13 protein-coding genes are annotated in these 15,179 nt (G+C 61.6%); 8 read left to right on the top strand and 5 right to left on the bottom strand.

The annotated features are described in order from the left end of the window. Positions 1–285 precede the first annotated feature (285 nt). The 3 genes from GGC47_RS23855 to GGC47_RS23845 form a co-directional block, all read right to left on the bottom strand. Positions 286–894 (bottom strand): cysteine hydrolase family protein, encoded by a 609-nt coding sequence (locus GGC47_RS23855; RefSeq protein WP_429069222.1) that lies wholly within the window; start codon positions 892–894, stop codon positions 286–288. A 30-nt stretch (positions 895–924) separates the two neighbouring features. Continuing rightward, positions 925–1,467 carry a hypothetical protein gene (locus tag GGC47_RS23850; protein ID WP_429069220.1) on the bottom strand — a complete coding sequence of 181 codons (543 nt, stop codon included), beginning with the start codon at positions 1,465–1,467 and terminating at the stop codon, positions 925–927. A 91-nt stretch (positions 1,468–1,558) separates the two neighbouring features. Next, entirely contained in the window at positions 1,559–2,053 is a 495-nt protein-coding gene (locus GGC47_RS23845) for a YciE/YciF ferroxidase family protein (RefSeq protein WP_038366149.1), read from the bottom strand. Positions 2,054–2,390: 337 nt separating this feature from the next. On the opposite strand from GGC47_RS23845, the gene GGC47_RS23840 reads away from it, so the two are divergent. The 3 genes from GGC47_RS23840 (at position 2,391) to GGC47_RS23830 (ending at position 7,046) form a co-directional block, all read left to right on the top strand. Next, positions 2,391–3,605 carry an MFS transporter gene (locus GGC47_RS23840; protein WP_429069216.1) on the top strand — a complete coding sequence of 405 codons (1,215 nt, stop codon included), beginning with the start codon at positions 2,391–2,393 and terminating at the stop codon, positions 3,603–3,605. A 75-nt stretch (positions 3,606–3,680) separates the two neighbouring features. Next, complete coding sequence (locus GGC47_RS23835) at positions 3,681–4,733, top strand: glycosyltransferase family 4 protein (protein ID WP_429069213.1); 1,053 nt, start codon at positions 3,681–3,683, stop codon at positions 4,731–4,733. Positions 4,734–4,796: 63 nt separating this feature from the next. After that, positions 4,797–7,046 (top strand): amylo-alpha-1,6-glucosidase, encoded by a 2,250-nt coding sequence (locus tag GGC47_RS23830; RefSeq protein ID WP_429069210.1) that lies wholly within the window; start codon positions 4,797–4,799, stop codon positions 7,044–7,046. Between the two features lie 82 nt (positions 7,047–7,128). Here the strand turns inward: GGC47_RS23830 and GGC47_RS23825 are convergent, their stop codons facing one another. Beyond that, on the bottom strand, positions 7,129–7,434 hold the full coding sequence (locus tag GGC47_RS23825; protein WP_429069207.1) for a DUF1236 domain-containing protein: 306 nt from the start codon (positions 7,432–7,434) through the stop codon (positions 7,129–7,131). A 286-nt stretch (positions 7,435–7,720) separates the two neighbouring features. Here GGC47_RS23825 and GGC47_RS23820 point away from each other — a divergent pair, with 286 nt between their 5' ends. Beyond that, positions 7,721–9,034: an Nramp family divalent metal transporter gene (locus GGC47_RS23820; protein WP_429069205.1), complete on the top strand. Its 1,314-nt coding sequence runs from the start codon at positions 7,721–7,723 to the stop codon at positions 9,032–9,034. Positions 9,035–9,623: 589 nt separating this feature from the next. Here GGC47_RS23820 and GGC47_RS23815 read toward each other — a convergent pair. Beyond that, positions 9,624–10,058 carry a hypothetical protein gene (locus tag GGC47_RS23815; RefSeq protein ID WP_429069202.1) on the bottom strand — a complete coding sequence of 145 codons (435 nt, stop codon included), beginning with the start codon at positions 10,056–10,058 and terminating at the stop codon, positions 9,624–9,626. Between the two features lie 63 nt (positions 10,059–10,121). Here GGC47_RS23815 and GGC47_RS23810 point away from each other — a divergent pair, with 63 nt between their 5' ends. The 4 genes from GGC47_RS23810 to GGC47_RS23795 form a co-directional block, all read left to right on the top strand. Continuing rightward, complete coding sequence (locus tag GGC47_RS23810) at positions 10,122–10,577, top strand: Ros/MucR family transcriptional regulator (protein WP_429069200.1); 456 nt, start codon at positions 10,122–10,124, stop codon at positions 10,575–10,577. Between the two features lie 395 nt (positions 10,578–10,972). Further along, positions 10,973–11,260: a hypothetical protein gene (locus tag GGC47_RS23805; protein ID WP_429069198.1), complete on the top strand. Its 288-nt coding sequence runs from the start codon at positions 10,973–10,975 to the stop codon at positions 11,258–11,260. A gap of 900 nt (positions 11,261–12,160) precedes the next feature. Next, on the top strand, positions 12,161–12,421 hold the full coding sequence (locus GGC47_RS23800) for a DUF7696 family protein (protein WP_429069490.1): 261 nt from the start codon (positions 12,161–12,163) through the stop codon (positions 12,419–12,421). Between the two features lie 92 nt (positions 12,422–12,513). Next, on the top strand, positions 12,514–15,179 hold a 2,666-nt coding region (locus tag GGC47_RS23795; protein WP_429069195.1), incomplete at its 3' end, for a beta strand repeat-containing protein.

The following is a 15,179-nucleotide window of genomic DNA, read 5'->3' as shown; positions in this document are numbered from 1 at the left end:
GGACCATTCCCTTCAGAAAAACCCATTGTCCTTACATTCGTCGCGAAGGCGACTACGTTAGGCGCCCAGGCCCAGCCATCCACGACGTCGCCGATCCCGGCGCCGAAGGCGAAGGCGAAGGCCGGCAGATGCGCTCCCTCATCACGGCAAGGCAAACCAGATCGCTTCGCTGGAAGGTCGCAACGCCGAAAGCGGATCTTCGAGCGCGGCGGATCTCCCAGAGCTTCGGGATCCACACCGACGAAATACAGCAGCCTCAGTTCGCGGGTGCCGGTGTGCCACCCGCTACCGCCACTGTGCCAGGACCTCGCTGGTGGAAGCGGCCTCGATTTGCTGACTGAAGCGGGAAAGGTACAGTTCCATCAGTGCGTCGTGCGTTGCGTTAGATGAGCTGCACAAGGCGTCGATGACCAGTACGACCCGTAGGCCTCGATCGACGGCTCCAAGCACGGTCGCGAGAACACAGACATCAGTCTCGCCGCCGGTGACGATGACCGTATCGATTTCACGCTCGGCGATGAAGTGATCGAGGCGGCCTTCGCTCCAGGGTGAGTAAACCCTCTTGTCCAGCACATGGGCGGGCGGAACGAACCGCTCAAGAGAGGGCAGGAGGCGGACGGCTTCAACGCCGGCCCTTTCCAAGGTGACCTCCGGCCATCTCCGATAATAGCGCTGCCATGTGCCGCGCCCGTCACCCTCGCGCTCGGCCGGGATGAAGCGGGTAAAGAGAGTCTGTTCCGGGTGAGATCCGCATAATTCCTCGACCGCCGGCAGAACCTTCTGGAGCCAAGGGAAGGCCCAAGGGTAACCCGGCCCGAAAAGTCGCTGCATGTCGACGCAAAGGTGAATGCAGTTCACGCCGAGCTCGCCATGCACCAGCCCATGGGCCGCCATTGCTCATCCCTTCAAGAAAATCTCCAGCGATCAGGTCTTGCGGATCGAACGGATCATTGCGCTGCGTCGACCGGCGGGCTGACCATCTCCGGATGATTCTGCTGGGTCCGCTACATGCTTTTCCGCCGCGAAACTCTCGGTATCGCCGCGTTCGAACGGGGGATGCGCTCCCGTCGGGTGAAGAGACCTCGGGTTTGGACCTGCCCGAGTTTCGTCTGCGGCGCCGGGCTGACCTGGCCGTTGCGCAGTTTGGGTATTTCCAGGCGCTGACGCATCCCCCTGACCCAGGGAGGATTTGCGAGCGTCCCACTGCCTCACCGCTGCAATGAGTTCTGCCAGTTCCTCTGCCTGCGGACTGCCCTCCTTGGCGTCGGACAGACTCTGAATCCGCGCGGTCGCTGCGGTATAGGCTTCCGCTGTCGTTATGCGCATGGGGTTTCCTTCCGCACTCTGCCACTTGGTAACGGCGTCTTCGACCACCCCTCTCGCCGGTTTGCGAAGGTGGGTCACCGCCGCGCCGCTCGTCAGAATCCAATCGCTGCCGGAGCGGCGGATTTCGAATGTCGCCGTCATCTCGTTCGCAAGCTCCCGGAGATTGCGGGATCGCTAAGGTCCGCATGCTCCGGAAGCGGGCGCCCTTCGGTTGCGATGCACCAAAGGGGCATCAGGCTGCCTTCTTGTTCGCCGAGGAGATGCCGATCTTAGACAGAAGCTGATCGGTCTTGGTTTCCTCGCTCAGCGTCTGGTCGAGGAGGGTTACGGCCTGCTTCAGGCCCAACTCATTAGCCCAGGTCTTGAGAGTGCCGTAGCGGGCGATTTCGTAGTGCTCGACGGCCTGAGCGGCGGCGACCAGACCCGCATCGATCGCGGGACTGCCCTCGAACTCTTCGATGATGCTCTTTCCCTCGTCGATGATGCCGAGGATAGCGTCGCAAGTCTTGCCGCGAGGCGCCTTCCCGAGAAGCTCGAACACCTCGGCGAGCCGCTCGACATGGGTTTCGGTTTCGTCTCGATGGGTCTCGAAAGCCTTTTTGACCTCCGGCGAAGTGGCTGCGCGCGCCATCTTCGGCAAAGCCTTCAGGATCTGCTTCTCGGCATAATAGATGTCCTTGAGCGTATCGAGAAAGAGGTCGTCGAGCTTCTTGGGTTCAGCGGCCATTGGAGCCTCCTGGCTGGATGTGAAAACCCCTTAACCGCACTGGCCGACTTGGGTTCCAGTCTTCAGCGGGGCGATATTTGCGACCGAAGGATGGAGGCCGGCGTTGCTGGCCAGAGGAGCTCTCGCCCTATGAGCGAACGAACATCCCGGGTCACTGTTAGTCCCAGGCGATTGCGATGCGCGGATGGCGATTTGGGGCGCCGGATCCGGATCGCCGCCGCACGGAACCGTGACTCGTCGACCACGATTACTGGCTGTGGCGCTAGGAAAAGGCTCCAGCGGAACACCGTTTCGCTGCGGCCTTGCTGAGCGTGGGCACTCGCGAAGCGAGGAGCGAATGTCGCATCGGGCAAGCCTCGATTGGCTGAACTTCCTGCTGGCGGATCTGCGCGGCGGGCTGGGGCCCTACGTCAATGTCTTCCTGCTCACGGAGGTCGGCTGGGACCAAGCGAAGATCGGAGCCTTGCTCACCGCCAGCGGTCTTATCGGTATTACTTTTCATGCGCCGATCGGCGCCTTGATCGACGCCACGCGCGCCAAGCGCGGTCTCATGATTGGTGGGGCCTGGCTCCTTGCGCTTCTGGGAACCGCCATTGCGACCTATCCGACGATAGCGGTCGTGTTCGTCGCGGATGTCAGTATGGCGCTTCTGGGGGCCGTCTTCGTACCTACGACCGCGGCGATCACGCTCGGGCTTTATGGCGCCCGCGACCTCGCCGCGCAGCTCGGCCGCAACGCCGCGTTCGACCGGTTTGGCAACCTGTTCATTGCCGCTTTGGCCGCGGTGGTCGGCACGCATTTCGGGCAACGTGGTGTCTTCTACATGCTTCCGCTGTTCGCCGGCCTCTCGATGATCGCCGTTCTTTCAATCCCGGCCGGCGCCCTCGATCATCAGCGCGCTCGCGGCCTCGATGAAGTCATCCCGGAAAATAGCCGGCCGTATCCATGGCGGCAATTGTTCGCCGAACGCCCCTTTACCGTGCTGGCGATCGGTACGGCGCTGTTCCATTTCGCCAATGCGCCGATGCTGGCTCTCGCTAGCCAGAAGCTAGCGCTCGAAGCAAAGGGCTTCGAGTCCGCCGTGACGTCGGCCGCCATCATCGTCGCCCAGCTCGCGACGATCCCGATGGCCTTCCTCGTGATGCGTGCCAATCGGATCGGCGGCAAGCCGTTGCTTATCCTAGCGTTCGCGGCCCTGCCGCTGCGCGGCATCCTGTTCGCCGTGGTCGACGACCCCTATTGGATGATCGCCTTTCAGCTCCTCGACGGAATCGGAGCCGGGCTGTTCGATGTGCTCTTGCCGCTCGTTCTGTACGGCGCCGTCCTGGGCAGCGGTCGCTACAACATGGCGCGCGGAATGCTCGGTACCATTCAAGGGATTGGAGGAGCGTCGAGCTATGCATTCGCAGGCAGCCTGGTCGTTTGGGGTGGTTACAGCCTCGCCTTTGCCGTGCTCGCCGGGGTGGGCGTGATCGCTCTCCTCCTCATCCTGATGGCCATGCCGGAGACTGTCTCGAGTATACGTGCGGAATCCCACGTCGAAGAGTTCTGATCCCGAACTTTCGGCTCGGACCGGCGTTGAAAACTCGCCCGCGTTCGCGGGTCGGATGGGCCGGAGAGCAAGGGGATGCGGATCGCGCAAATTGCGCCGCTGGCGGAGTCAGTTCCTCCGCGATTGTATGGCGGCACGGAACGGGTAGCGTCGTGGCTTACCGAGGAACTCGTGCGGCAAGGACATCGGGTCACCTTGTTCGCCTCCGGCGATTCCCAGACCTCGGCCGAACTGGTCGCCTGCGCACCGCAGGGCTTGCGGCTGGCAGGCATCCGAGATCATACGGCCAGCCACCTCGCCATGCTCGCGAAGGTCCGGGAACGGCAGGAGTCATTCGATGTCATTCATTTTCATCTCGATCTGCTCCAGCATGCGATGTTCTCGGACCTGACCCATAAATGCGTAACGACGCTGCATGGTCGCCTGGACTTGCCCGATTTCCTGCCGGTCTATCAGGCCTTCCCGCGGATGCCGCTGATCTCGATTTCGGACGGACAGCGAACACCCATGCCATCCACCGCGAACTGGCTGGCGACGGTCCACCACGGCCTGGGGCCGGGCCTGTGTCCGTTCGAGGCGCGGGGAGGGGACTACCTTGCCTTTCTCGGACGGATCACGCCCGAGAAGCGACCTGACCGCGCGATCGAGATCGCCAAGCGTGCCGGCATGCGTCTGCGGATCGCGGCGAAGGTCGATGCGGTCGACGAGGAATATTTTAGGTCTCAAATCGAGCCGCTGCTTGATCATCCGTTGATCGAGTTCATTGGAGAAATCGACGAGGCGCAGAAGGCCGGTTTTCTCGGCGGCGCCCGGGCTCTCCTGTTTCCGATCGACTGGCCGGAGCCGTTCGGCCTCGTCATGATCGAAGCGATGTCGGCGGGAACTCCCGTGATCGCTTGGCGCAACGGCTCCGTGCCGGAGATCGTTAGAGACGGAGTGTCCGGGATCATCGTCGAATCGATTGCCGAGGCCGTTTCAGCCTGCGAGCGCAGCGCCGCCATGGATCGTTCAAAGGTGAGGGCCCATTTCGAGCAGCATTTCACCGCCGAGCGGATGGCCCGCGATTATCTCGAGGCGTTCGACCGTCTTCTGTCCTCGCCACAAGGTTACACCAAGGCCGCAGAATAGACGCAGAGCCATGAGCCAATCGGGTGAACGAACCGCCGGGCCTCCGACGAGGAGTAACTTGGAATGCATGAGCAGATCGCTGCCTCAAGACAGCCGGAAATTGCCGGACGATCTGAGCCTTCGTCCGATCACGCCCTTGATGCGCATCCCTCGCTCGTCGAGCGTCCGCTGCGGACCTTGAAATCCGGCGACACTTTTGCCGTCCTCGATAGCCACGGCGACATCGGGATCACGCCGGACACCTCCGAGGGCTTGTTCTGCAACGACACCCGGCATCTCTCTCGGCTGGAACTGTTCTTCGAGGACAAGCGCCCCTTGCTCCTCGGCTCGGTAATCCAGGACGACAACACCGCCTTGACGGTCGATCTCGCCAATCCTGAGATTATCCGGAGTGACGGATCAACCGCCATTCCCCGGGACGCCATCGCGATCGAGCGGACGAAGTTCCTTTGGAACGCGGTCTGTTACGAACGGGTCGGGTTGCGCAACTTTGACCGGGTCCCGCATGAGTTCACGCTGTCCTTGTCCTTCGGCGCGGATTTTCGAGATCTTTTTGAAGTTCGCGGTATGAAGCGCGCCCGGCGCGGCGAGACGGAGACGCAGATCGCGTCGGAGGGGGTCCGCTTCGCGTATCGCGGCCTCGACGACAGGGTTAGAAGAACGGTCCTGCGCTTCAAGCCCAACCCATACGAATTGAGGAATGGCCTGGCCTCGTTCCGTTTCCGCCTCGAACCAGGCGAGCGGACCTCGCTTCTCCTGACTGTCGCTTGCGATTTGGTTGAGGCTTCAAGGGGCGATATCCTGCCCATCGGTACCGCGCCCGGGGCGCCGCCGCTGGAATTCGCCAAGGCCTACCAGAATGCCCGCCGGGGCCTTCGTGCGCTGACGGCTAACGTATCCAAGGTCAAGTCGTCGAACGCCCTTTTTACCGACCTGATGAGCCGGTCGACCTCGGATCTCTATACACTCGTGACCCGCGGAGCCGACGGGCTCTACCCCTATGCCGGGATTCCCTGGTTCTCCACCATGTTCGGACGGGACGGGATCATTACGGCGATGATGCTCTTGTGGGCCGATCCGGCGGTGGCACGTGGGGTCTTGCTGCATCTGGCGCGGGCGCAGGCCGTAAGCAGCGACCCGGTTGCGGATGCGCAGCCCGGCAAGATCCTTCATGAACGGCGAAGCGGCGAGATGGCCAATCTGGGGGAAGTGCCGTTCGGATTCTACTACGGCTCCGTCGACGCCACGCCACTTTTCGTCATGCTCGCGGGCCAGTATTTCGACCGTACCGGCGATCTCGCGACGATCCAGCAGCTCTGGGAGAACATCGAGGCTGCGCTCCTTTGGTGCGACACATATGGAGATCGCGACGGAGACGGTTTCATCGAATACTTTCGCGAGACCCAAAACGGGCTCGCCAACCAGGGCTGGAAGGACAGCCATGATTCGATTTCCCATGCGGATGGATCGTTGGCGCGGGGCCCGATCGCGCTCGTCGAGGTCCAGGCTTATGCCTATGCCGCCAAACGGGCGGGGGCCGTCATGGCCCGCGCCCAAGGCTTCGACTTGCGCGCCGACGAGCTGACGCAGCAGGCACTGGTGTTACGTGAGCGCTTCGACCGGGCCTTTTGGTGCGAGGAGATCGGCTCCTATGCGCTGGCGCTCGATGGCGACAAGCGTCCCTGCCGAGTTCGTTCTTCGAATGCGGGACACGCTCTGTTCGGCGGCATCGCGTACCCGGAGCGCGCCGAGCGGATTGCTCGAACTCTCATGAGCGAAGGCAGCTTCAGCGGCTGGGGCATCCGGACACTGAATACTGGGGAAGTGCGCTACAATCCGATGTCCTATCACAATGGCTCGGTCTGGCCGCACGACAATGCCTTGATCGCCATCGGCTTGGGTGCCTACGGCTTCAAATTGGAGGCCTCGCGCCTATTCGAAGCCATCTTCAACGTCGCGAGCCATCAGGAACAGCAGCGCTTGCCGGAGCTGTTCTGCGGCTTTTTGCGAAAGTCGCGCCGCGGGCCGACGGCCTATCCCGTGGCCTGCTCGCCTCAAGCCTGGGCCGCGGCAGCTCCCTTCGCGATGCTGTGCGCCTGCCTCGGCTTAGAGCTTCCCGCGGCGGCAAACGAGGTCAAGCTCGTCGACCCTGTCCTACCGTCTTTCCTCGACGATGTGATTATTCACGAGCTGACCTTGGGCGATTCCCAGTTCGACCTTCGCGTACACCGCCACCAAAGCGATATCACGCTCAACGTCCTGAAGCGCTGGGACGAAAGCAACGCGCGGGTCACGATGATCAAAACGAGATAGCCGCAGCCAGTTCCGGACATTACGCCAGATAGGATTTCAAAGCGCCCGATCTCCTCAAAGGAGATCGGGCGCTTTGGCAGGCTCACTCGATCACTTGGATGATCTTGCGCGAGGTCGGCTCCACCAGGACCGTCTTGTCGTTGACGATGGCGTAGCGATACTGGACGCCGACATCTGCCGGGAGCGTATGCAACGTCACCGATGACGGCAGAGCCGCGCCGACGGCGACAGTTTCAGTCACTTTCACCGAAGCCGGCTTTTCCTTCATCACGTAGGTCTTCACTTTGTTCTGCTGGTCCGTCGTGATGGTGGTGGTGATTGACGTCTGTGCAATTGCCGTTGAGCAGACGAGGCATGCAGCGAGCGATGTTGCGATAAGAGTGCGCATTGAGGTTCTCCCCTTTGGTCCCCCGCTGGACCGCTAACCTCGCTGCGTCTCACTTGTTCCGGCTCGCTGTAACGGGCTTGGCCAGGTCGGGAATTCACCCGCACGGATCGCCGCGCTGCGCGTTGGAAAGGTCGCGATCGAATCTGCGAATCCGCCGTGCCGCGGCATGGCCCCCTCCGAGGAACCGCCAGCTTGGCAATATCGTTGATCAGGTTGCCAGGGCATATTCCGTCCAACTGCGGAGCCAACCTTCGCCTGGCGGGAGCTGCCGCTGGGAACGCAGAACTTGGTAGTCGACACCCCCTCTCGATCCGAGCCCGGATCCGCGCGCGATCCGGTTGTCGAACCCAGCAAGCCGCGGCTGCTTAAGCTGCTTGGCCCCGGGCTGGTCACGGGCGCGTCCGACGACGATCCCAGCGGTATTGCCACCTATTCGCAGGCAGGGGCTCAGTTCGGCTATGCCGCAAGCTGGTCCCTCGTCCTGACATACCCCTTGATGGTGGCGATCCAGATCATCAGCGCCCGAGTCGGCCGGACGACGGGACGCGGCCTCGCCGGGAATATTGCGCGTTGCTACCCGAGATGGGTGGCCTATGCTGTGACCATCCCTCTGCTGGTGGCCAACATCATCAATATTGGGGCCGACCTCGGCGCGATGGGCGACGCCCTGAAGCTGTTGGCCGGAGGCCCCGCCCATATCTATGTCCTGATCTTCGGCGCAATCTGCATCGGCTTGCAGGTCCTGCTAGAATACAAGCGCTACGTCGCAGTGCTGAAATGGCTGTCGCTGGTCCTCTTGGCCTATGTCGCAGCGCTGTTCGTCGTGAAGGTCGACTGGCTGGCCGTCGCGACGAGCATCGTGCTGCCCAGGCTTTCGTTCGACGCGGACTATCTGTCGATCGTCGTCGCCATTTTCGGGACCACCATCAGTCCGTATCTGTTTTTCTGGCAAGCTTCGCAGGAGGCGGAGGATCTCAAGGAAAAGCCTCGGGAGGAGCCGCTCGTCGAACATCCCGAACAGGCAAAGCCTGCGCGCAAACGGATTCAGCTCGACACGGCGGTCGGCATGGCGATCTCCAACCTGATTGCGCTGGCGATCGTGATGACAACGGCCTCGACCTTGAACTCGGCTGGACTGACGGACATCCAGAGTTCGGTCGATGCGGCCAAGGCCTTGGAGCCGATCGCTGGCTCCTTCGCGAAAGTGATCTTCGCGATCGGCATTCTCGGAACGGGCATCCTGGCGGTGCCGGTTCTCGCGGGTTCGGCGGCCTATGCGATCGGAGAAGCCGCCAAATGGCCCGTCGGCCTGTCCCGGAAGCCGCGAGAGGCGAAGGCTTTCTATCTGGCTGTCTCGGTCGCCACGGCCATCGGCGTCGCCTTGAACTTCACGTCAGTCGACCCGATCAAGGCGCTGGTCTGGAGCGCCATCATCAACGGCGTGGTCGCCGTGCCAATCATGGTGATCCTGATGCTTCTGGCGGCCGATCCGAAGATCATGAAGCAGTTCGTGATCGGGCGGGCTTTGAAAGTGCTCGGGTGGATCGCCACAGCGGCGATGGCCTTGGCGGTCATCGGAATGGCGATCACTGCGATCTGAGCGCCGAGGCCAACTTCGCGCACCGCCAATCGCTACCCGCTCACAGGCAGCGCTGGCTCTCAAATGTAACCACGCCGCCAGGGCCATATGTTCCAAAGCCTGACGAGCAGGACAGCGACCGCAATTGCATTCGAAGGGCCATCCGGGGATCGCCGACGATCTTCGAGAGAGCGACATGGTATCGGTCGCCAGCCCAAGCGTGAGAAGCCGTCTGGCACGGAGGGCGCGCCGTGGAGCAGCCTGAACGTCTAAGCAAATCGCAGACGCCATCCGCCGACAGCGCCGCAAGATCGGCTTGAACCAAACGAGCGTCGGGGATCGAACGAAGCTGCGTCAAGCGACCATCTCGGCTGTAGAGAGTGGCGCGCCCGGGAGGCAGTTCAGAACGCGTTGCGACATTCTTCCCGCGCTTGACCTCGAGTTCATGATGCGTGCCAGGACGAGGGCAAAGCCGGCAGAGATCGAGGACATCTTTTGATGGCCCGCTCGGCCGCATATCCCGCTCAATGTCTTGCTGAATGGCCGTCTCGTCGGCGCTTGAACAGGCAATCCAGCGGCGCGATCGATGGCCGTAAAGGCGCGACCTGTTTTAGGGCCGCTGCGGATTTCGTGGGGCCTGCAAATCCGTCGGACTTTTGGGGGCGTCTCGCTGATCGATTTGGCCGGCCTTTTCCTCGCGCAGCGTCTTGGCGTGGTAGATGTTAAAGCCGATGAAGATCGTAACGATGATCGCGGCCATGGTCACGACAATCAGAAGCGCGCCTTTGGCAGCTTGGCGAGGCGGCGGTGGTGGATATTCCGGCACGGATCTTCCCCGAATTGTATCGCCGGTAAACGCGGAGCGTCGGAAGCCGTTCCTCTGCAGCAAATGAATCGTCGGCAGCGCCGGAGTTTTTCCGTCTGGCTCGCGCGATCTTCGATTTGGATGCAGATCGGGTTGGACCGCGCGTTTTAGCGATTGGTTGTCGAATTTCTGCGTCTGAACGTTGAGAATTAATGAAAGTTCTTCTAGATTTGTTGCCAAATAAAAACTCTGTAATAAAAGGGTTGAATCGTAAGCTCTCGTCAGAGGCCGAGGAGATTGAAATTGTCAGAAAACAACGGAGCGCTCGGCGACCTGGTCGCGCATATCGTTTCGGCATTTGTCGCGCACAATAGCGTGCCAACGGCTGAGCTTCCGGCGTTGATCGCTAGCACGCACGCTGCGCTGACCGGACTTGGCCAAGCTCCCGCGCCGGTGCTCGAGGAAAAAGCCACTCCGGCAGTGTCGATCAAGAAGTCGATCACCCCCGACTTCTTGATATGCTTGGAGGACGGCAAGCGTTTCAAATCTTTAAAACGGCACCTGCGCACCGCCTTTGACATGTCGCCCGATCAGTATCGTGCGAAATGGAACCTTCCGCCCGACTATCCTATGGTCGCGCCGAACTATGCCGAGGCTCGCTCGCAGCTTGCGAAGAAAATGGGCCTCGGCAATGAGCGTCGAAAGACGGCGCCGGAGCCTGCGACTCCGAAGCGCGGTCGGGTCAAGGCGTCAGCTTGAGGCATTTCAGCCGGCGCGACGGTCGAGGTCGCGCCGGATTTGGTAAGCGCGCTAAGTCCACCGGTATCGGTACCCGAAACGCTATCAGATCGAAGCGACGTCGCTGACGTCGACTGATCGCTAGGAATTTTTCGTCGCCGCTGCTTCGGCAGAAGAGGCAATGACCAGACATGGCAATAGCAGCCCGCTCATGACCAACCGGGTCTGAACCTGCAGTCCAGGCTGAGGTATCGAGATCGACATGGATCAGATCAGGCCGAATAGGTCATGTAGTGGCTCTAGCCCGAGGGCGCTTACCCTATTCGATAAGATGGTCGCGGCGTCACCTCACCCTTGCAATAACAGTCAAGGAACAAACCCGAACCCAATGGCTTCCTCCAATGAAGGAGAATGCCATGCAAAAGCCACGTGAGAATCCAACATTGCTCGAAGATGAGCGGCGCTTGGTCACGCCAGCGGAAAGCCCGCTCGCTTCTGATTCGATGCAAACCGGCAGGCGAACGAGCGACCGTACCAATGTGCACGACGAAGGCAGCGATGCGAACGATACCCCAGACGGCCTGAGCGAGGCCGAGGAGGCCGTGCGGAAGGCAGCAGAGGATATTCCCGTGGGCAACAGCCCCGAGGGACCGACCGAATCCGTGCCGGTTTTTGATCGCGGAAGCTTGCCACCGAAAGTCTAACAGACGAGTCACCACCGACCCGCCAGCCACCCACAGTGCCGGAGGTGTTTAGAACCGCTGACACAAGCGAAGTTCTTGCGAATGACGACGCCTGTGGCTTCAACTATCTCGGGAGTAACTCCCGAAGCGCAGCGATACCGCGTCAACCTCCTGCTTTTCCCGCAGAAGCCAGCCATGTCCGCATCGGATGAGCGAAAGCGAACCAAGTCGGCGTACAATCTGGCCGTCCTGGTGGCGCCAAATTAATCCCGGCTCCTAACCTCGCCCTTGGGATTCAGATCAACCGTCGAGGTGCGGCCATTCACGAGCGCTTTGGCGGTCCATCCACCGTCCGAGGTACGTGCGAGCTCGCGTACATCGGGATAGCCGCTGTCTGCCAGCTTTTGCCTCGCCTCATCCTCAGACTGAGCCGGCGCGGGCTGTATGGTCTCTGCCGGCGGTGCATTCTGTGGTGGTCCGGTCGGCGAAATTTGCGCCTGTGCCGAACAGCAAAGCGCAAGGACCAAGACGCCGGCGCGAAAGCACATGTCGCCCTCCTTCAAGTGAGAAGCCAAGGCCCCGATCGCGAGCTATCGGTAGATCCGCGGCTCGCTCCGATCGAAGGCGAAAGAAGCGAGCCGGCTGAGAGGGAATGACGCCGGCTCGCTTCTGGTGGTCACCCTGGCAAGGATTGCACCGCGACGGTCGAAGGGGTGCCGCGACGGCCGCACGCATTGAACTGGTGCGAGAATGTCGGGTTCCGAGGTGGTGAAAATTATTCTCCGTTGTCGCCGTTGGAGGCGCTCTAAACCGAGCAGTGCTGGGATCAAGCCGGGGACGGCGCGCCGATCCGGTTCGAGGATGACCGCTATTTCGCGACACCGCCGAGAAGATGCCAACTCGACGTGACGACTAACGACCATTCAACCATGCCGACACACATCCCAGTCAGCCGCCCCGACGTACTTCTCCGTTCTTGACGGCCGGAAGCCCGACACGAACTTCGAAGAACGGCGGCTTGCGTGCGAGGCGCGCTTCCTGGGAGATGCCGCTAGCGGGACGCAACGAGGCGCTCGATGGCGTAAAGGATGGAATGCGATTGGAAACATCCGCGGAGATGCCGCTCCCGCGCAACTGCGCGCGCAGATCGACCGCTACGCGGTGCTCCAGCCCAAGAATTAACCTGTGCGGTGAAGCCTACCATATTGCGGCAATTGATCGCCTGGAAGTGTAGTGTTACGCCAGCAACAGAGGGCTGGATTGGAGACTGGGATATGCTTCGCGAAGGGCAGTGCGGCTGGTTTTTCCAGGCCATTCCGGCGCTGCTTCTATCGGCCACAATATCCACATCTTCAGACGCGCAAGCTTTGCGTTTCGGCCCAGGCGGCGCCGGTGGTTCCGGAACCTGGGACAACGCGACTGCGAATTGGTTCAATGGCTCGACGACTGTGCCATGGGCGAGTGGTGCTGTGGCGCTTTTCGGTGGGACAGCAGGTACCGTGACCGCGAGCGGCACGGTTGCTGCAAGTGGCATCACTTTCAGCACCAACGGCTACACGATAACCGGCGGCACGTTAGCGCTGAGCGGGATCGCGCCAGTGGTCACTACGAATGCTGGGGTTTCAACGACAATCAATTCGTTGCTAACCGGCCCGTCCGTCCTCGTGAAATCGGGAGCAGGGACGCTTACCCTTGGCAATGCCTCCAATGCTTACACGGGCGGCACCATCGTTTCGCAGGGAAGTTTGGTGTTTGGCGGGAACAGCGCGCTGGGCACCGGAACCGTAACGCTGGGCGACGTCAATACCGGGGCGTCCAACGTCTCGCTGCTGGCGAACTTCCCCAATTTTTCCACCGGACAGACTATCCAGAACAACATCATCGTCAGCGGCTCAGGCAGCGGCATCGTCTCGATCGGTTCGACCTCCTTCAACCCGGGCAGCAACGGAACGATCTATTCCGGCACAATCACCCTGAACCGCGACCTCACCATCATCGGCGGGAACGCTGATCGGACGTCGTTCATTGGAAAGATCACGGGTTCGGGCAACATCACCCTCACGGGTTCTAGAATTACCTTTGATAACAGCAGTAATGATTTCATCGGTAATGTTACGATCAGCTCCGGGTCCATGTTGCAAACCAATGCAGCCAATGTGCTGCCCAAGACCACGACCCTGAACATCCTTGGAAATGGCGTGCTTCGGTTCGTCAACACCGGCGATCAGACCATTGATGGGCTCAATGGTTCATCGAGCGCGGGTATGACATATCTCGCAGGTGGCCCACCGAAGCTCGCGGTCGGAGCCTCGAACGGATCGGGCGTCTATTCAGGGCAGATCGGGAATGTCATCTCATCCTTCACCAAGTTGGGAACCGGCACGCAGGTCCTCTCCGGCGCGAACACCTATCTCGGTGTCACGAGAATTTCAGGTGGGCTTCTCAGCACGCAGCTCCTCGCAAATGGTGGCGTGGCGAGCGGCATCGGCGCGTCCAGCAACGCCGCCGCCAATCTCGTTCTGGACGGGGGCAGGTTGCAGTATACCGGGGCCGGCGCGAATACGGACCGGCAATTCACGCTGACCACGAACGGCGGCGGCCTCGATGCCTCTGGCTCCGGAGCGGTGAACTTCACCAGCACGGCGGCGGTCGCGCTGGGCGGTGCAGGACCACGCACTTTCGCTCTGGCGGGGAGCAGCACCGCGGCCAACACGCTCAACGCCGTATTGGGCGAAAGCGGCGGCGCATCCTCGCTGCTCAAGACCGGGATCGGCCGATGGGTGCTGACCGGGAATCAGAGCTATACGGGCGAAACCACCATCGCCCAGGGTACACTCGCCCTGTCGGGTGCTGCATCGGTTGCGAACTCCGCCAGGGTCGTCGCAGACGGCACGCTCGACATCTCTGCCGTGACGCCGGCTAGCGCAAGCATCCGCAGTCTTGCCGGCGGCGGCACCGTCGCTCTCGGCGTCAAGACGCTGACCTTGACGAATGCCAATGACACGTTCGCGGGTTCGATCACCGGCGCTGGCGGTCTGACTGTCTCGGCAGGTACCGAAACTCTCACCGGCATGAGCAATTACACTGGCGCCACGAACGTGAGCGGCACCGGCACCCTCCAGCTCCTGAACGGCGGCCAGATCACGGGCACGAGCGGCATTCAGGTGGGCGGGCTGAATTCGTCGGCAATGGCTACGGTTAGCGGCACTGGCTCGCTCCTGCAGACGGCTGGTGGGCTGACCGTAGGGATCAACGGCGGAAGCAACGCTACTGTCAACGTGCTGAACGGCGGCGTGGTCAGGACGGCGGGAGCGGCTACTCTTGGCGGTGTGGGGTCACAAGCTGGAACCATCAACGTCGACGGCGCTGGATCGCTCCTCGATATTGCTGGTGGACTGAACGTCGGCACGGTCAATCCGGCGATCTCCGCGGTTCTGAACGTCGCCAATGGAGGCACCGTCCGGAGCCTTAGCTCGACCGTCGGATCATTCGCTAGCGGTGCCGGCACAAAGTCGGTCCTGATCTCGGGGTCGGGATCGAGCTGGACGATGAGCGGGGCCTTCAACCTCCAGGCCAACGCATCTGTATCAATCCTCAATGGCGGCACGGTGAACGCCGCGACTTCAACGATCGGCTCGTTATTGAATGGCGGCACCGCCAATCTTCTGATTTCCGGTGTCGGCTCTACTTTTTCCGTCACCGGTAATCAGGTGGTGGGCGCGACCAGCGGCAGCGGTATCGTCACGCTGGCGGACGGCGCGCGGATGACCGTTGGCGGCCAGCTCACCCTGGCGAGCTCGGCTGGAGCAACCGGCGTGCTCAACCTCGGCAGTGGGGAGGGCCAGGCCGCCAGCGGCGCGGGCATGCTCGATGCCGCGACGTTGGCATTCGGCCCGGGGACGGGGCGGCTCAACTTCAACCATACTGACGCGGGGTATGT

Source organism: Allobosea sp. OAE752 (assembly GCF_050433265.1).
Classification (GTDB): Bacteria; Pseudomonadota; Alphaproteobacteria; order Rhizobiales; family Beijerinckiaceae; genus Allobosea; species Allobosea spartocytisi.
The sequence above is the reverse complement of the archived record's forward strand: the minus strand, read 5'-3'. Positions and strand labels throughout refer to the sequence as shown.